This is a genomic window from Enterobacter sp. BIDMC 29 (assembly GCF_019378755.1).
GTDB lineage: Bacteria > Pseudomonadota > Gammaproteobacteria > Enterobacterales > Enterobacteriaceae > Enterobacter > Enterobacter ludwigii.
Genome location: NZ_CP080000.1, coordinates 747,075 through 765,165 on the forward strand (window position 1 = coordinate 747,075; position 18,091 = coordinate 765,165).

Genomic DNA, 18,091 nt, shown 5'->3' on the forward strand with positions numbered 1-18,091 from the left:
GGCAACTCCTTAACTTTGTGCGGCTCTTCGCGGGATAAACTCGTTAGCCACGGCTTCGCCCTGAAGCTGGAGCTGGCGGGGCTGCGGTACGTCCGGGATGGTGACATCAAGATGCGGGAATAACAGCTCGCCCACTTTGTAGGCCTCTTCCAGGTGCGGATAACCGGAGAGGATAAAACTGTCGATACCCAGGTCCGCGTATTCATTGATCCGTGCAGCCACCGTTGGACCGTCGCCGACCAGCGCGGTACCCGCACCGCCGCGCACCAGGCCGACGCCCGCCCACAGGTTCGGGCTGATCTCCAGATTCTCGCGCTTACCGTTGTGCAATGACGCCATTCTGTGCTGGCCGACGGAGTCGGTTTTCGCAAACGCCGCCTGAGCTTTAGCGATAGTCTCATCATCCAGATGCGCGATCAGCCGGTCGGCCGCCTGCCAGGCTTCTTCATTGGTTTCACGCACAATCACATGCAGGCGAATACCAAAGCGCACCTTGCGACCATGCGCTGCCGCTTTGGCGCGTACCTGGGCAATTTTCTCTTTGACCAGCTCGGGCGGCTCACCCCAGGTGAGGTAGAGATCAACCTGTTCAGCCGCCAGATCCTGCGCCACATCTGATGAGCCGCCGAAGTAAAGAGGAGGGCGCGGCTGCTGCACCGGCGGGAAGTAGAGCCTGGCGTCGCGAACGTGAATATGTTTACCTTCGAAGGTGACGGTTTCCCCCTCCAGCAGACGTCGCCAGACGCGGGTGAACTCGGCGGACGCTTCATAGCGTTCGGTGTGATCGAGGAACACGCCGTCACCCGCCAGCTCCTGCGGATCGCTTCCGGTGACCAGGTTAAACAGGGCCCGGCCGTTAGAGAGCCTGTCGAGCGTTGCCGCCTGGCGCGCCGCGACGGTCGGGGAGACCACGCTCGGACGCAGTGCCACGAGGAACTTCAGGCGTTGGGTCACGGGGATCATCGATGCGGCTACCAGCCACGCATCCTCGCACGAGCGTCCGGTGGGGATCAGTACGCCGGTAAAACCGATTCGGTCAACTGCCTGCGCAATCTGCTGCAGATAGCCGTGGTCAACCGGGCGTGAACCCTCTTCTGTGCCAAGATAGTGTCCATCACCGTGGGTGGGTAAAAACCAGAAAAGATTCAGACTCATGATTTGGTTCCTTCTTTGCCTGCGGGTTGCCAGATGCGTTCGCGAATATTCACCTGTTTTGGAACAAGGCGATTTTGATAGAAGAGATCTGCGGTTTGCTGCTGCAGCGCAGCGACGTGTGCGTCCACCGGGGTAATGGTGGTCTGTGGACGGTGATCGAGATAGCTCGCGATCACCGGCTCAGGTAAGCCCATGGTTTTCGCCAGCAGGGTAATGCTTTCCTGACGTTGGCTTTGCGTTAGCGCATCCGCCTGAGTAAAGGTGTTGAGAACATCCTGAATAAAAGCGCCATTCTTTTCCGCATACGGGCGCGCGGCAAGATAGAACGAGCCGGTTTGTTTCAGCGTGGTGCCATCTTTTAATACCCGCACGCCACCCTGCAGTAAAGCTGCGGAGTAGTAGGGATCCCAGATAGCCCACGCGTCGACATTGCCCTGCTGGAAAGCGGCGCGAGCATCAGCCGGCGTCAAATAAACGGGTTGAATGTCGGTGAATTTAAGCCCGGCCTCCTGCAGGGCCCGCAGCAGCAGGTTATGCGAGCTTGAGCCTTTCTGGAATGCAACCTTGTGGCCTTTGAGATCGGCGACCGTCTTAATGGTGCTATTTTCAGGGACCAGAATGACCTCAGCCTTCGGCTTGGCCGGCTCAACGCCGACATAAACCAGGTCGGCCCCCGCCGCCTGCGCGAATATTGGCGGAATATCCCCGGTGCTGCCGAGGTCGATGCTTCCGACATTCAGGGCTTCCAGCATTTGCGGGCCAGCAGGGAACTCAATCCAGGAGAATGTGGTCTTCGGGAAGCGTTTTTCCAGAAGCTGATGGCTTTTAGCCAGCACCATACTGACGCTGCCTTTCTGATAGCCGATGCGTAAATGTTCAGGCGCCGTCTCTGCCGCGTGGGCCAGCGAGGTGAGCGCTAACAGCCCGGCCAGTCCGAGACGGGTTAATCTTTTAAACATGGGCGACTCCCTGTGAATGGTTAAACGCCGGGGCGTGGATATCTCTGCGGTGCAGGGCATGCCAGAAGGTTTCAAGGGCGCTGTCGAGACGGGTTTGCAGATTCGGCGTGAAGTGAGGTTTGTGTTGATAATCGATAACCTGCGAGTCGTCGGCAAAGACGCCGTGGAGGATCTCCTGCGCTTTTAGCGCATTGAGTACCGGCTTGAGGGCATAATCCACCGCCAGTAAATGGGCCACCGTGCCGCCCGTTGCCAGTGGCAGGACTACTTTGCCGTCCAGCGCACGTTCAGGCAGCAGATCGAGCAGGGTTTTCAGGGCCCCGGAAAACGAAGCTTTATAGATAGGCGTCGCCACGATTAAGCCATCAGCCCCTTTAAGCTGTTCAGTCAGCGTTTGCAGCGCCGGACTGTCAAAACGGGCGTAGAGCAGATCCTCGGGGTCGAAGTTATGCAGATTCCAGTGGCATACTTCCACATCCAGAGCATTGAGCTTTTCACGGGCATATTCCAGCAGTGCGCTGGAGCGAGAGGGGAATCGTGGACTTCCGGCCAGGGTTATGACGCGCATGCATGCTCCTTATAACTAATTGTTTGCTTTTATCTAACATTCATAACAATTTTCAGGAGTGTGACACTGCCCGGTTATTCCACTAAATGATTTATCTGCAATTAAAATGCGAAAAAGCGCATAAGAACGGGGCTGCGAGGTAAACGATTGCGTCTAACGGTGTTTTTTTTGCCACAGGTCAATTCCCTTTCCGGGCCGGATCGCACATAATCCCCTCCCGGTTTGCACACCGGGAATCCAGGAGAGTTCATGTACTACCCCTTCGTTCGTAAAGCCCTTTTCCAGCTCGATCCTGAGCGCGCTCATGAATTTACATTCCAGCAGTTACGTCGTATTACCGGAACGCCGCTGGCCGCACTGGTGCGTCAAAACGTGCCGGAAAAACCTGTGCAATGCATGGGCCTGACCTTTAAAAATCCGCTGGGTCTCGCGGCGGGTCTGGATAAAAATGGTGAGTGCATTGATGCCCTGGGCGCGATGGGCTTTGGCTCCATCGAAATCGGTACCGTCACGCCGCGTCCGCAGCCAGGTAATGATAAGCCGCGTCTGTTCCGCCTGGTCGAAGCCGAAGGGCTGATCAACCGCATGGGCTTTAATAACCTCGGCGTTGATCACCTTGTTGAGAACGTAAAAAAAGCCCATTTTGATGGTGTATTAGGCATCAATATTGGCAAAAATAAAGACACGCCGGTAGAGCAGGGTAAAGATGACTATCTGATTTGTATGGAAAAAGTCTATGCCTACGCGGGGTATATTGCGGTGAATATTTCCTCACCAAATACCCCAGGTCTGCGCTCTTTACAATATGGCGAAGCACTGGACGATCTTCTGGGTGCCATTAAAAATAAACAAAATGAGCTTCAGGCGATCCACCATAAATATGTTCCGGTTGCGGTTAAGATCGCACCGGATCTTTCTGCTGAAGAATTGATCCAGGTTGCCGACAGTTTAGTTCGCCATAATATTGACGGGGTGATTGCGACCAATACCACACTCGATCGCTCGCTCGTTCAGGGAATGAAAAACTGTGACGAAGCGGGTGGGTTAAGTGGACGTCCGGTACAATTAAAAAGCACAGAAATTATTCGTGCCCTGTCAGCAGAATTAAAAGGACGACTGCCGATTATTGGCGTCGGTGGTATCGACTCCGTGATTGCGGCTCGCGAGAAGATGGCGGCGGGTGCCTCACTGGTGCAAATCTATTCCGGTTTTATTTTTAAAGGACCGCAGCTGATTAAAGAAATCGTTACTCATATCTAATCTTTTCTCTTTATCAGACAACCAGGGCTTTATTTCCAGCCCTGGTTGTTTTATATTCCGTCATTGTTGCTTATTTAGTCATTATAGTCTTTTATTAATGGTGTTATAAACGAAGCGGCGAACAGGACATTTTTAGTACAGGAAGTTTGGGGACGGGAGAGAAACATGCGAATTAAACCTGACGATAACTGGCGCTGGTATTTTTGTGACGAGCATGACCGCATGATGCTCGATTTAGCCAATGGTATGTTGTTTCGTTCCCGTTTTGCTCGCCGAATGTTAACCCCGGACGCCTTCTCCCCGTCAGGCTTTTGTGTTGACGACGCTGCGCTTTATTTCTCCTTTGAAGAAAAATGCCGCGACCTGGTGCTTTCTAAAGAGCAGCGTGCCGAACTGGTATTAAACGCGTTAGTGGCAATTCGATTCCTGAAACCGCAAATGCCGAAAAGCTGGCATTTTTTACCGCACAGCATGAACTGGTCCCCCGCCACCGGCGATGCGGCGAGCGTAAACCTGAGCGATACCGCTGAAGAGGTGAGCCTGCTGGTGGTTGAGCCTGGCGAAAATGCCGCGCTCTGTCTGCTGGCCCAGCCCGGTGTGACCATTGCCGGGCGGACGATGCAACTGGGGGATGCCATTAAGGTAATGAATGACAGGCTGAAACCGCAGCAACGCGTAGACGCTTTCAGCCTCGAGCAGGCCGTTTAAGCTTCCAGCTGTACCGACGTTTTCGGAATACAGCTGCAGCACAGAATTGTACCATCATCACCAATCGCGGATTTTTTCAGCGCGCTGACTTCCCCTTCGACCAGCTTGATTCGACAGCACCCACAGATGCCTGCCCGGCAGGAGTAAGGTACGCGGATCCCCGCTTGTTCCAGCTGTTCAAGTAAAACCTGCTGATTGTTGCCGCGGATAACGGTGCCCTGCCAGTGAATGTCTACGGGCGAGCTGGCCGGCGTCTCAACGTCGACGAACTCTTCTTCCTGACCTGCGCCATACACTCTTGCGGGCCCACGGGCGAGAATTTCGACTTCGTCACCCACGCGGATGACGCCGCTTGAGCGCGGAATGAGGTTCTGGCCGAAATCCACATCGCCATTGTCCTGCGCTGTGCGGAATGACTGCAGGGTTTTTAACGGTTCGCCGGAAGGGTGTTTCTGGCCTTTTTCGGGACTGACGGTGGTAAAGATACAGCGGCTGCAGGGCTTCACGACATCAAATACCACGCTGCCGATACGGATCACCTTCCAGGTATCCTCTTCCCAGGCGTCAGCGCCTGTAACAACCAGGTTGGGACGAAACTGCTCCATCTGGACGCTAGCTTTACAGCGACGCTGCAGGTCGCGCAGGGAGGCGTCGTTAGTCAACAGGAAGGGGAAGCCGTCCGCGAAAGAGAGCGGGACCGCCTCGTGGCGCTTAACGCGCCGCGTCAGCGCCGGGCCGACCCAGCGCAGCTGCACATCCCGGGAGAAGAAGCCACTCAGCCAGCGGTTAATGTCATCCGGGGCGATGCGCGCGGTAAAATGATTGCCCCACACTTCCGTTGGCGCTTCGACAGGCGCAAAATCAGCAAAGCGGATCACCACGCTGGAGCCATCCGGCGCGGTGAGATGCAAACCGTCATAAAGCGGGGAAGGGGTAAAGCGAACCATTTGTGGGAACTGGCGTGCGGTAATGAACGTACCGTCAGGTTCGGTGACCATAAAGATACGATCGAAGGCAAATCCGCTCATGTCGGCCAGCGCGTGTGAAACGCCGATCCCGCGCATGGATTTCACCGGATGAATAAAAAGCCTGGATAACGTCGCCACTGCACAGCCCCTCGAATGAAAATAAGCCTTCAACTTTATGACATACACGCCATATTAGCTATAATGCGCGACAATTTTCTAAGAGTAAAAGTGACGATATGAATTCTCTGTTTGCCAGTACGGCCCGTGGGCTGGAAGAGCTGTTAAAAACTGAACTGGAAACCCTGGGCGCGCAAGAGTGCCAGGTGGTTCAGGGTGGTGTCCATTTTGAGGGCGACACACGGCTTATTTACCAGAGCCTGATGTGGAGCCGTCTGGCATCACGCATCATGCTGCCGATGAAAGAGTGCAAGGTTTACAGCGACCTTGACCTCTATACCGGCGTACAGATGATCGACTGGACAGAGATCTTCTCCCCAAATGCCACCTTTGCCGTGCACTTTAATGGCGTGAACGATGAGATCCGCAACAGCCAGTACGGTGCCCTGCGCGTCAAAGACGCCATTGTGGACTGCTTCACGCGTAAAAATAAGGAACGCCCAAACGTCGATCGTGAAAATCCCGATCTGCGGATCAACGTCTGGCTCAACGGCGACACCGCCAGTATCTCTCTGGATCTGAGCGGCGCGGGTCTGCACCTGCGTGGTTATCGCGATCGTACCGGTATGGCGCCCATCAAAGAGACTCTCGCCGCCGCCATCGTGATGCGTTCTGGCTGGCAGCCAGGCACACCGCTGCTCGACCCGATGTGTGGCTCCGGTACGCTGCTGATTGAGGCCGCTATGCTGGCCACCGACCGCGCACCGGGCCTGCACCGCGGCCATTGGGGCTTCAGCGGCTGGGCGCAGCACGATGAGGCGCTGTGGAAAGAGGTCAAAGACGAAGCGCAGACCCGTGCACGTAAAGGTCTGGCGGAGTACACCTCCCATTTCTACGGCTCTGACAGCGACTCACGCGTCATTGAGCGTGCGCGCAGCAACGCCCGCCGTGCCGGTATCGGCGAGCTGGTCACCTTCGAGGTGAAAGACGTCGCGAACCTGACCAATCCGCTGCCAAAAGGCCCATACGGTACCGTTATCAGCAACCCGCCTTACGGCGAGCGTCTTGATAGCGAACCGGCGCTAATTGCCCTGCACAGCCTGCTGGGCCGTAATATGAAAAATGACTTTGGCGGCTGGAACCTGTCGCTGTTTAGCGCCTCCCCAGAACTGCTGAGCTGTCTGCAACTGCGTGCCGAACGCCAGTTTAAGGCGAAAAACGGCCCGCTGGACTGCGTGCAGAAAAACTACCATCTGGCCGAGAAAGCGGCGGACAGTAAACCATCGGGTGTGGCGGAAGATTACGCTAACCGCCTGCGTAAGAATCTGAAGAAATTCGAAAAATGGGCGAAACAGGAAGGTATCGAATGTTATCGCCTGTATGATGCCGATCTGCCGGAGTATAACGTGGCGGTTGACCGTTACGCTGACTGGGTTGTGGTGCAGGAATATGCGCCGCCAAAAACGATTGATGCACAAAAAGCGCGTCAGCGTATGCTGGACGTGATTGCGGCAACGATTTCGGTGCTGGGCATTGCGCCTAACAAACTGGTGCTGAAAACCCGTGAGCGTCAGAAAGGGAAAAATCAGTATCAGAAAATGGGTGAGAAGGGTGACTTTATCGAGGTGGGCGAATACAACGCGCGCCTGTGGGTTAACCTGACCGATTATCTGGATACCGGTCTGTTCCTTGACCACCGTATCGCCCGCCGCATGCTGGGCCAGATGAGCAAGGGTAAAGACTTCCTGAACCTGTTCTCCTATACCGGCAGCGCCAGCGTGCATGCAGGCCTTGGCGGCGCGCGCAGTACCACCACGGTGGATATGTCCCGTACTTACCTGGAATGGGCAGAACGTAACCTGCGCCTGAACGGTCTCACCGGGCGTCAGCATCGTCTGATGCAGGCTGACGTGCTGGGCTGGCTACGCGAAACGGACGAACAATTTGATCTGATCTTCATCGATCCCCCAACGTTCTCTAACTCCAAGCGTATGGAAGATAGCTTTGACGTTCAACGCGATCACCTGCGCCTGATGACCGACCTGAAACGCCTGCTGCGTAAGGGCGGTACCATTATGTTCTCGAATAACAAACGCGGCTTCCGCATGGATCATGAGGGGCTGGCTGCTCTGGGACTGAAAGCACAAGAAATTAGCCAAAAAACGCTGTCCCAGGACTTTGCCCGTAATCGTCAGATCCATAACTGCTGGTTGATCTCCGCGGTCTGAAAGGAATAATACATGTCTTTAATTAGTATGCACGGTGCGTGGCTCTCTTTCAGCGACTCGCCGCTTCTCGACAATGCAGAACTGCACATCGAGGACAACGAGCGCGTCTGTCTGGTCGGCCGTAACGGCGCGGGTAAATCCACGCTGATGAAAATCCTCAACCGCGAACAGGGCCTGGACGACGGGCGTATTGTTTACGAGCAGGATCTTATCGTCTCTCGCCTGCAGCAGGATCCGCCGCGTCACGTGACCGGCAGCGTTTACGATTTTGTTGCCGAAGGTATCTCTGAGCAGGCTGAATACCTGAAGCGTTATCACGAGATTTCACACCTGGTGATGACCGACCCGAGCGACAAGAATCTTAACGAACTGGCGAAAGTGCAGGAGATGCTCGATCACCACGGCCTGTGGCAGCTCGAAAACCGCATCAATGAAGTGCTGGCGCAGCTCGGACTGGAACCGGACATGGAGCTGTCGGCGCTTTCTGGCGGCTGGCTGCGTAAGGCTGCGCTTGGCCGCGCGCTGGTCAGCGGGCCGAAAGTACTGCTGCTGGATGAACCGACGAACCACCTGGATATCGAAGCGATAGACTGGCTGGAAGGGTTCCTCAAAACCTTCAACGGGACCATTATCTTCATCTCCCACGACCGTTCGTTTATCCGCAATATGGCCACGCGTATTGTCGATCTCGATCGCGGCAAGCTGGTGACCTACCCTGGCGATTACGATACCTATCTGCTGGAGAAAGAAGAAAACCTGCGTGTGGAAGAGTTGCAGAACGCTGAATTCGACCGCAAGCTGGCGCAGGAAGAGGTCTGGATCCGTCAGGGCATCAAAGCTCGTCGTACCCGTAATGAAGGCCGCGTTCGCGCGCTGAAAGCGATGCGTCGTGAACGCAGCGAGCGCCGCGAAGTGATGGGCAGCGCCAGAATGCAGGTTGAAGAGGCCTCCCGTTCCGGCAAAATTGTCTTCGAAATGGAAAACGTCAACTATCGGGTTGATGGCAAAGTGCTGGTGAAAGACTTCTCCGCACAGGTTCAGCGTGGGGATAAAATCGCGCTGATCGGGCCGAATGGCTGCGGTAAAACCACGCTGTTGAAGCTGATGCTGGATCAGCTGAAGCCTGACAGCGGCCGCATTCACTGCGGTACTAAGCTCGAAGTGGCTTACTTCGACCAGCACCGTGCGGAGCTGGATCCGGACAGAACGGTGATGGATAACCTGGCGGAAGGTAAACAAGAGGTGATGGTTAACGGTAAGCCGCGCCATGTGCTGGGCTACCTGCAGGACTTCCTGTTCCATCCGAAACGCGCGCTGACGCCGGTACGCGCGTTGTCAGGCGGTGAGCGAAATCGTCTGCTGCTGGCACGTCTGTTCCTGAAGCCAAGTAACCTGCTGATCCTCGATGAACCAACAAACGACCTGGACGTGGAAACGCTCGAACTGCTGGAAGAGCTGATCGACGGCTATCAGGGAACCGTGATGCTGGTAAGCCACGACCGTCAGTTCGTCGATAACACCGTGACCGAGTGCTGGATCTTCGAAGGTGAAGGGCGAATCGGTCAGTATGTGGGCGGCTATCACGATGCAAAAGGACAGCAGTCGCAGTCTCAGGCGCTAAAACAGGCTAAATCCAGAACCAGTTCCGAACCTGCTGTAACAAAAGCAGAAACTGTCAAGAAAACCTCGGTTAAACTAAGCTATAACCTGCAGCGCGAACTGGAAGGACTCCCTCAGCGTCTTGAAGAGCTGGAAGCCGCACTTGAAGATCTGCAGGCGCAGGTCGCTGATGCGTCATTCTTTACCCAATCGCATGACTATACTCAAAAAGTACTGGCAGAACTGTCCGCGGCTGAAAAAGCCCTGGAAGAAGCATTTGAGCGCTGGGAGTACCTTGAGTCTCTGAAGAACGGCGCATAAACAGGGATACAATATGTGTGACCAGCACCATGCCGACAGGCATATATTATGCTCTCAATGCGATATGCTCGTGGCGTTGCCAGAGCTTGGTCACGGACATAAAGCCCTGTGTCCCCGTTGCGGTACGACGTTGACAACCGAGTGGGACGCACCAAGGCAGCGTCCCACTGCTTATGCGCTGGCGGCGTTGTTCATGCTGCTGCTTTCCAATCTCTTCCCCTTCATTTATATGAAGGTGGGAGGGATGACCAGCCAGGTCGATTTGCTTGAAATTCCGGGGGTTATGTTCTCGGAAGACTATGCCAGCCTCGGCACCTTTTTCCTCCTGTTCGTACAGATCGTCCCGGCTTTTTGTCTGGTCGTCATTCTGTTGCTGGTGAACCGCGTCGCGATGCCCCTCGCGCTTAAAATCTGGCTCGCGCGTATCCTGTTCCAGTTAAAAAGCTGGGGTATGGCCGAAATCTTTCTGGCAGGTATCCTGGTCAGTTTCGTCAAACTGATGGCGTATGGCGATGTGGGTATCGGCAGCAGCTTTGTACCCTGGTGTCTGTACTGCGTGCTGCAACTGCGCGCCTTCCAGTGTGTGGACAGACGTTGGGCGTGGGACGATATCGCGCCGGCACCGACGCTGGTACAGACGGTAAAGGTGGGGGTGCCAGGCATCCGTCAGGGGCTTCGTTCTTGTCCATGCTGCACCGCTGTGCTGCCAGCCGATCTGGATGTGTGCCCGCGCTGCGAAACAAAAGGATACGTGCGACGTAAAAATAGCCTGCAGTGGACAATGGCGCTGCTGGTGACTTCTATCATGTTGTACCTGCCGGCCAATATCCTGCCGATTATGATCACCGATTTGCTCGGTGACAAAATGCCCTCGACAATCCTTGCAGGGGTAATACTGCTGTGGGGTGAAGGCTCCTATCCCGTTGCGGGGGTGATCTTTATTGCCAGTATTATGGTACCCACGTTAAAAATGATCGCCATTGCCTGGCTCTGCTGGGATGCGAAAGGCCATGGCAAACGCGACAGCGAACGCATGCACCTGATTTATGAAGTCGTCGAGTTTGTTGGACGCTGGTCAATGATTGATGTGTTTGTTATTGCCGTTCTCTCTGCACTGGTGCGGATGGGCGGATTGATGAGTATTTATCCCGCGATGGGGGCATTAATGTTTGCGCTGGTCGTTATTATGACCATGTTCGCGGCCATGACCTTCGACCCTCGTTTATCGTGGGATCGTGAGCCTGAATCAAGCCATGAGGAACAGTAAGAGCATGGAAAATAAGAGTGGAGAGGCGAAAGTGCAGAAGGTCAAAAACTGGTCGCCGGTGTGGATTTTCCCCATCGTGACCGCGCTGATCGGTGCATGGATCCTGTTTTATCATTACAGCCATCAGGGACCGGAAGTGACGCTCATCACCACCAATGCCGAGGGGATTGAGGGCGGTAAAACGACCATCAAAAGCCGCAGCGTCGATGTGGGCGTGGTTGAAAGCGCAACCCTGACCGACGATTTAACCCATGTAGAAATCAAGGCACGCCTGAACGCGGGCATGGAAAAACTGCTGCACGGTGATTCAGCTTTCTGGGTGGTCAAGCCGCAGGTAGGACGTGAAGGGATCAGCGGCTTAGGTACGCTGCTCTCCGGTGCCTACATTGAACTGCAGCCGGGTAAAAAAGGAAGCCAGCCGGCGCAATACCAGCTGCTTGACTCGCCACCGCTTGCGCCGCCAGATGCGAAAGGCATCCGCGTGATCCTGGACAGTAAAAAAGCGGGCCAGTTAACGGCGGGCGATCCCGTGCTGTTCCGCGGTTATCGCGTGGGATCGGTTGAAACAAGTACCTTTGATCCGCAAAAGCGCACCATCAGCTATCAGCTGTTCATCAATGCGCCAAACGATCGGCTGGTCACCAGCAACGTCCGTTTCTGGAAGGACAGCGGGATCGCGGTTGATCTGACGTCAGCGGGAATGCGCGTGGAGATGGGCTCCCTGACCACGCTGTTTGGTGGCGGTGTAAGCTTTGATGTGCCGGAAGGGCAAGATTTGGGACAGCCGGTTGCAGAGAAAACGGCGTTCAGGCTCTTTGACGATCAACGCAGCATTCAGGACGCACTCTATACCGATCACATCGACTTCCTGATGTTCTTTAAAGATTCCGTCCGTGGCCTTCAGCCGGGCGCGCCTGTTGAATTCCGCGGCATTCGCCTGGGTACGGTGGGGCAAGTTCCGTTCTTTGTACCGGGTCTGCAGCAGGTACTGGATGACGATTACCGCATTCCGGTGCTGATTCGCATTGAGCCGGAACGTCTGCTCAATCAGATTGGCGAGAATCAGGATATTGGTACGCATATTACCGAACTGATGAACCGGGGTCTGCGTGGGTCGCTGAAGACGGGCAACCTGGTGACCGGTGCGCTGTATGTGGATATGGACTTCTATCCAAAAGCCCCGCCGATTACCGGTATCCGGGAGTTCGGTGGTTATAAGATCATCCCGACGGTGAGCAGCGGCCTGGCACAGATCCAGCAGCGTCTGATGGAGACACTGGATAAGATTAACAATCTGCCACTGAATCCGATGATTGAAGCCGCGACCAGTTCGCTCAGCGAAAGTCAGGCAACGATGCGTCGCCTGCAAACCACGCTGGATAACATCAACAAGATCACCGCAAGCCAGAGCATGCAGCAGCTGCCACAGGATATGCAGAAAACGCTGCGTGAGCTTAACCGCAGTATGCAGGGCTTCCAGCCTGGCTCGGCGGCGTACAACAAGATGGTGGCAGATATGCAACGTCTTGATCAGGTCTTGCGTGAACTGCAGCCGGTTCTGAAAACGCTCAATGAGAAGAGCAACGCGCTGGTGTTCGAAGCGAAAGATAAAAAGGATCCTGAGCCTAAGAGGGCAAAAGAATGAATAAATGGCTATTAATGGTTGGCGCTCTGCTGTTAACGGCGTGCAGTTCAGGCGTGGAGAACAAGAGCTATTATCAGTTGCCTCTTGCAGCGCAAAACGGGGTACAAAGTACCGCCAGTCAGGGAAACCGTCTGCTGTGGGTCGAACAGGTTGCCGTGCCGGATTATCTGGCAGGCAACGGCGTGGTCTACCAGACCAGCGACGTAAAATACGTGATTGCGACAAACAATCTGTGGGCCAGCCCGCTGGATCAGCAGCTGCGCAACACGCTGGTGGCCAATCTGGGCAGCCAGCTTCCGGGTTGGGTTGTCGCGTCGCAGCCGCTGGGTAACGACCAGGATACGCTGAACGTCACGGTTACGGGTTTCCATGGCCGTTATGACGGTGCGGTGGTGATTAGCGGAGAGTGGTTGCTGAACCATCAGGGCCAGATGATTAAGCGTCCTTTCCATCTTAAGCTGAAGCAGCAGAAAGATGGCTACGATGAAATGGTGAAAGTGCTGGCCCAGGGGTGGGCGCAAGAGTCGGCCAGCATCGCCAGGGAGATTTCCCGGCTGCCATAAGTAAAATTCATCGGTAAAAACCGCAGTCGGCCTGTTGCTGATTGCGGTTTTTTTTTCAGTTTCACTTCAGACCGTTACTTGTGCCGGGTCACAATTTTTGTACAAATGATCTTCCAGGTAGCTCACAAATATGACACCCGTATGAATTTTGAACATTGACGCTGCGACTAATTCGGGGTATTCGTTATCTGTGCCTGCGCAAGTTTGTGCAGACACTGTTTTCTTTCCACCAGACAAAAGAATGAGGGAAACGAGGCATGAAGAGACAGAAACGAGATCGCCTGGAACGGGCTCATCAACGTGGTTATCAGGCCGGCATCGCTGGACGATCTAAAGAAATGTGTCCTTATCAGACGATAAATCAAAGGTCACAATGGCTTGGAGGCTGGCGAGAAGCCATCGGCGACAGGGCACTCATAGCCTGATAACGTCTCTTTCAAAAAAAGAAACCTCCGCACTGCGGAGGTTTCGCCTTTATGGGGTCGCTCAACGCGAAATCAGAACGCGGAAGTGTCCTGGAACAGACCCACTTTCAGGTCGTTTGCGGTATAAATCTGACGACCGTCTACCAGCACTTCGCCATCTGCCAGGCCCATAATCAGGCGGCGGTTAACGATGCGTTTGAAGTGAATACGATAGGTCACTTTCTTCGCAGTAGGCAGAACCTGTCCGGTGAATTTCACTTCGCCCACACCCAGCGCACGGCCTTTACCTTCACCACCCAGCCAGCCCAGATAGAAGCCAACCAGCTGCCACATTGCATCCAGACCCAGACACCCAGGCATTACCGGATCGCCAATAAAGTGGCAACCGAAGAACCACAGGTCCGGGTTGATATCGAGTTCTGCTTCTACGTAACCCTTATCGAAGTTGCCGCCGGTTTCGGTCATTTTCACGACACGGTCCATCATCAGCATGTTCGGGGCCGGTAACTGTGGGCCGTTAGCGCCAAACAGTTCACCGCGACCAGAGGCAAGAAGGTCTTCTTTTGTATAGGATTCGCGTTTATCTACCATGTTCTCAGTAAGCCTTATTTTAGTGAAGGACGCAGGATAGCTAACACGTGTACGCTGAACAAGTCCGATCAGTTTGATCTAAACCAGCCTAACCAGCGTAACGGCCAGGGATAACGATGACGAGCATCCTGCTGCGTCGCCTGAGCAATGCGCTCCTGGATAGTCTGCATCAGGGTTGTTTGCCCTTCGCCGTCCCATACCAGGTTTGTCAGTAAGGGTAGTGCATCATCAATGCCTTCGATGGCCCAGATGGTGAATTGCTCCTGTTCCACGGCATCCAGAATGTCCTGGCTGAGGCTCAAATGGCGCGCGTTAGGGGCAGGAATAATCACCCCCTGTTTGCCGTTTAACCCACGCTGCTGACAAATCGAGAAGAAGCCTTCAATCTTTTCGTTCAGACCACCCACTGGCTGCGCACGACCAAACTGATCGACCGAGCCGGTGATCGCGATGTTCTGATTAACTGGCACTTCTGCCAGGGCGCTGATTAAGGCGCACAGCTCAGCCATAGAGGCGCTATCACCGTCGACTTCACTGTATGATTGCTCAAACGTCAGCGAGGCGGAGAAGGGGATTTGCTGCTCAAGCTGCAGCTCTGACATCAGGAACGCCTGCATGATCATCATGCCTTTAGCGTGAATGTTGCCGCCCAACTCGGCTTTGCGTTCGATATCAGTGAACTCACCGTCACCGACATGCACAACGCAGCTGATGCGGGAAGGCTCCCCGAAAGCGCGCGGGTGGCCGGGGAATTCAATCACCGACAGGGCATTGATCTGCCCGATACGTTCGCCTTCGGTCTCAACCAGAATTTGTTCCAGCAGAATTTCATCCTGCATACGGTCAGCAAGATAGCCTTCACGCCACTCACGCTGCGCCAGCATCTGGGTAAGCTGCTCACCGGTGAATACGCCGTTACCGCTGACGACACCCACTTCACGTAACTGCTTGCCTATCCAGAGCGGGCAGAGCGGCAGCGTCTCCTGGTCACCGGTATAGCGAACCGCTTCGCGGATCAAACCAGGCCAGGCGTCGGCGGCCGGCGTTGGCAGTGCGAAACGTTCCGCAATACTCAACACCCACTGGCACCACTGTGCCATATCATCGGCATCGGTAATCTGGATGTTATCTTCGTATTCGCTGTAGACCGCCTGCTCAGCCAGTTCGGGCTCCATCTCCTGGAAGTCAGCCAGCGATTCACGATCACCCGTCAGCACCACGGTCAGCGACAGCGGCATTGAAGGAACTGAGACAGGCAGGGGACGAGACTCGTCGTAGCCAACCCAGTCAAAACGCTGCTGGCTAACCACCGTTTTCAGGCGCATCCACAGCAGAGGTTGTGAGAGGAGGGTGCGCAACGAGATGATCAGTACGCCGCCATTGGCGCGGTGCACCAGCCCTGGTTGCAGCGAGAGCTCACCGTTAAACTGGCGCAGACAACCAAAGAGTTGTTCAGCCTCGACCCAGTTAGCGGTAATCACTTCACCCCTGGCAGCAAAGCGGTCGTCGGGCTGCTCTGCCGGTTCGAATGTGACATCATGTCCCGCGATACGATATTGGCCGCCAAAGACGGCGTTCGCTTGCGGTCGCAACTGGCGCATGGCATCACCCAGAAGCGTCAGATATTCCGCTTCTTCCGGGGCCTTGAGCATCATGAAGGGTGATGTTGCCCAGGGGCTCAACACCTGCTCCAGCGCATAATGCAAACGGGGTTGCGTATCGCTAAGGATGAATTCGTGTTCTTTTGCGAGATCGGGTCGTGCAAACAGTTCCTGATAGCTCTCGGTATCCGGAACGAGGTCACGCCATGCAAGTTTCGTAATGGTCAAAGTTGATGTTTTTTAGTTAGATGTAAAAGCGTGGAGTATACCGTAAGCGGGGGGCTCTACCCAAGCAGGATTGGGCATTTCGGCAGGGCGATTGGCTGCATTCACTCACAGGATATGATTTCTTTTCAGCAGATTGCCAAAAAACTGATATTCTGAACAGAGTTACGTGGTAACACTGAGATCGCAATGAAATATCAACAACTGGAAAATCTCGAAAGCGGCTGGAAATGGAAGTACCTGGTCAAAAAGCACCGTGAAGGGGAGCTGATCACCTGCTACATCGAAGCCAGCGCAGCGCAAGAAGCCGTGGATATTTTGCTGACCCTCGAAAATGAACCGGTACAGGTTAACGGCTGGATTGAGAAACACATTAATCCTGCGTTGTTAAACCGGATGAAGCAAACTATTCGTGCGCGTCGCAAGCGGCATTTTAATGCGGAGCATCAGCACACTCGCAAAAAATCCATCGACCTGGAGTTTATGGTCTGGCAACGTCTGGCAGGGCTTGCGCAACGGCGTGGGAAAACGCTGTCAGAAACGATAGTGCAGTTGATTGAAGATGCCGAGCATAAAGAGAAGTACGCCAACCAGATGTCGACGCTGAAGAATGATCTTCAGGCTCTGTTGGGTAAGAAATAGATTTTTGTTTTCTTCAGATTCAGATAATAAAAAACCCCGCAATGCGGGGTTTTTTTATAAGACGATAACTTATGCCGCTGGCTGAGTTACAACGTCTTTGATGCCTTTAACTTCGATCTCTACGCGACGATCTGGAGCCAGGCAGTCGATCAGTGCAGCGCGAGCTTTAACGTTGTCACAGGTGTTGCCAGTAACTGGGTTAGCTTCGCCCATACCACGTGGGGAGATCTTGTTAGCTGGGATACCTTTAGAGATCAGGTAATCAACAACAGACTGAGCACGTTTCTCAGACAGTTTCTGGTTGTAAGCGTCAGAACCGATACGGTCGGTGAAGCCCAGAACCACTACAGAACCGTCTTTAGGATCCAGGTTGCTCAGCTGGGTGTACAGCTGATCCAGTGCCTGCTGACCTTCTGGTTTCAGGGTAGCTTTGTTGAAGTTGAACAGAACGTCAGACTTCAGAGTGAAGTGCTTGGTCTGTACTTCTGGAGCTGGAGCCGGCGCTGGAGCAACGATTGGCGCTGCATCTTCCTGCTGGCCGAAACGGTAGGAAACACCTACGCTCAGCATGCCGTTGTCCGGACGAACACCAACGGTGTTGCCGTCGCCGATGTTGTTAACCCACTGGTATTCCAGACGGGTAGCGATATCACGGGTCATAGCCCACTCAACGCCACCAGCGAATACTGGGGAAACACCGGTGTCATGGTCGTCGCCAGCGATGCTGTTGCTGGAGTCAGCGCGCCATACCATGCCGCCCAGACGAGTGTACACGTCCAGATCGTCAGTTACTGGGTAACCCAGTTTAGCGGTCAGCTGTACGCCCTGAGCTTTAAAAGCGCCGTTTACGTTGTCGCCTTTGTATGGCATACGACCTAACCAGTCGTAACCCATTTCAAAACCAACATACGGGTTAACCTGATAGCCACCGAACGCACCTGCACCAAGCTGGCTCTCGTGAGTAGGGCCATCGTTGTTCAGGCTGCTGTTGTACCAGCCGGTGTCATGGAACTGAGACCAGCCCAGTTTACCACCTGCATACCAGGTATTATCTTTCGGAGCGGCCTGCGCTACGGTAGCGAAGCCAGCCAGTGCCACTGCAATCGCGATAGCTGTCTTTTTCATTTTTTGCGCCTCGTTATCATCCAAAATTCGCCATGAAGGTCTCAATAGAGATTCACGGTTAAATCCTTCACCGGGGGGCGTGGTCAAATATAAATCTACCGATATCTTCGGCTTAGGCCGAGCA

General features: G+C 54.5%; 16 protein-coding genes. 9 read left to right on the forward strand and 7 right to left on the reverse strand.

From position 1 onward, the window contains the following. Positions 1-9: 9 nt before the first annotated feature. From ssuD to ssuE, 3 genes are read right to left on the reverse strand one after another with little or no spacing between them, the layout of a single operon-like run. Positions 10-1,155, reverse strand: a complete 1,146-nt coding sequence (gene ssuD, locus JTA15_RS03365) for an FMNH2-dependent alkanesulfonate monooxygenase (protein WP_219372861.1) — start codon at positions 1,153-1,155, stop codon at positions 10-12. Continuing rightward, positions 1,152-2,114 carry a sulfonate ABC transporter substrate-binding protein gene (locus JTA15_RS03370; protein ID WP_020884802.1) on the reverse strand — a complete coding sequence of 321 codons (963 nt, stop codon included), beginning with the start codon at positions 2,112-2,114 and terminating at the stop codon, positions 1,152-1,154. The genes ssuD and JTA15_RS03370 overlap by 4 nt, the downstream gene beginning before the upstream one ends. After that, positions 2,107-2,682: an NADPH-dependent FMN reductase gene (gene ssuE, locus JTA15_RS03375; RefSeq protein WP_014169418.1), complete on the reverse strand. Its 576-nt coding sequence runs from the start codon at positions 2,680-2,682 to the stop codon at positions 2,107-2,109. Before ssuE ends, JTA15_RS03370 begins: the two co-directional genes overlap by 8 nt. Before the next feature lie 249 nt (positions 2,683-2,931). Between ssuE and pyrD the strand changes: the two genes are divergently transcribed. Both pyrD and zapC read left to right on the forward strand, forming a co-directional pair. After that, entirely contained in the window at positions 2,932-3,942 is a 1,011-nt protein-coding gene (gene pyrD, locus JTA15_RS03380) for a quinone-dependent dihydroorotate dehydrogenase (RefSeq protein WP_210864210.1), read from the forward strand. Positions 3,943-4,107: 165 nt separating this feature from the next. Beyond that, positions 4,108-4,650, forward strand: a complete 543-nt coding sequence (zapC, locus tag JTA15_RS03385) for a cell division protein ZapC (RefSeq protein WP_014169420.1) — start codon at positions 4,108-4,110, stop codon at positions 4,648-4,650. On the opposite strand, the gene JTA15_RS03390 is transcribed toward zapC, so the two are convergent. Then, positions 4,647-5,756 carry a YcbX family protein gene (locus JTA15_RS03390; RefSeq protein WP_025204540.1) on the reverse strand — a complete coding sequence of 370 codons (1,110 nt, stop codon included), beginning with the start codon at positions 5,754-5,756 and terminating at the stop codon, positions 4,647-4,649. The two genes, zapC and JTA15_RS03390, sit on opposite strands and share 4 nt — an antisense overlap. 98 nt (positions 5,757-5,854) lie before the next feature. On the opposite strand from JTA15_RS03390, the gene rlmKL reads away from it, so the two are divergent. The 6 genes from rlmKL (at position 5,855) to rmf (ending at position 13,783) form a co-directional block, all read left to right on the forward strand. Then, the gene (gene rlmKL / locus JTA15_RS03395; RefSeq protein WP_014169422.1) at positions 5,855-7,963 is read left to right on the forward strand and encodes a bifunctional 23S rRNA (guanine(2069)-N(7))-methyltransferase RlmK/23S rRNA (guanine(2445)-N(2))-methyltransferase RlmL; all 2,109 of its coding nucleotides are present in this window, start codon (positions 5,855-5,857) and stop codon (positions 7,961-7,963) included. A gap of 12 nt (positions 7,964-7,975) precedes the next feature. Further along, entirely contained in the window at positions 7,976-9,883 is a 1,908-nt protein-coding gene (locus tag JTA15_RS03400; RefSeq protein WP_219372862.1) for an ABC transporter ATP-binding protein, read from the forward strand. Positions 9,884-9,896: 13 nt separating this feature from the next. Next, positions 9,897-11,150 (forward strand): membrane integrity-associated transporter subunit PqiA, encoded by a 1,254-nt coding sequence (gene pqiA / locus JTA15_RS03405; protein ID WP_020884797.1) that lies wholly within the window; start codon positions 9,897-9,899, stop codon positions 11,148-11,150. Between the two features lie 4 nt (positions 11,151-11,154). Next, entirely contained in the window at positions 11,155-12,795 is a 1,641-nt protein-coding gene (gene pqiB / locus JTA15_RS03410) for an intermembrane transport protein PqiB (RefSeq protein ID WP_020884796.1), read from the forward strand. Continuing rightward, positions 12,792-13,358: a membrane integrity-associated transporter subunit PqiC gene (gene pqiC, locus JTA15_RS03415; protein WP_219372863.1), complete on the forward strand. Its 567-nt coding sequence runs from the start codon at positions 12,792-12,794 to the stop codon at positions 13,356-13,358. Before pqiB ends, pqiC begins: the two co-directional genes overlap by 4 nt. 257 nt (positions 13,359-13,615) lie before the next feature. Further along, on the forward strand, positions 13,616-13,783 hold the full coding sequence (gene rmf, locus JTA15_RS03420) for a ribosome modulation factor (protein WP_013097261.1): 168 nt from the start codon (positions 13,616-13,618) through the stop codon (positions 13,781-13,783). A 72-nt stretch (positions 13,784-13,855) separates the two neighbouring features. Here the strand turns inward: rmf and fabA are convergent, their stop codons facing one another. Both fabA and JTA15_RS03430 read right to left on the reverse strand, forming a co-directional pair. After that, positions 13,856-14,374 (reverse strand): bifunctional 3-hydroxydecanoyl-ACP dehydratase/trans-2-decenoyl-ACP isomerase, encoded by a 519-nt coding sequence (gene fabA, locus JTA15_RS03425; RefSeq protein ID WP_014169427.1) that lies wholly within the window; start codon positions 14,372-14,374, stop codon positions 13,856-13,858. Between the two features lie 68 nt (positions 14,375-14,442). Continuing rightward, positions 14,443-16,203, reverse strand: coding sequence for a Lon protease family protein (locus JTA15_RS03430; RefSeq protein WP_219372864.1), 1,761 nt, complete (start codon positions 16,201-16,203; stop codon positions 14,443-14,445). Between the two features lie 186 nt (positions 16,204-16,389). Here JTA15_RS03430 and matP point away from each other — a divergent pair, with 186 nt between their 5' ends. Continuing rightward, on the forward strand, positions 16,390-16,842 hold the full coding sequence (matP, locus tag JTA15_RS03435; protein ID WP_014169429.1) for a macrodomain Ter protein MatP: 453 nt from the start codon (positions 16,390-16,392) through the stop codon (positions 16,840-16,842). A 69-nt stretch (positions 16,843-16,911) separates the two neighbouring features. Here the strand turns inward: matP and ompA are convergent, their stop codons facing one another. Further along, positions 16,912-17,967, reverse strand: a complete 1,056-nt coding sequence (gene ompA, locus JTA15_RS03440; RefSeq protein ID WP_020884794.1) for a porin OmpA — start codon at positions 17,965-17,967, stop codon at positions 16,912-16,914. Positions 17,968-18,091: the final 124 nt, after the last annotated feature.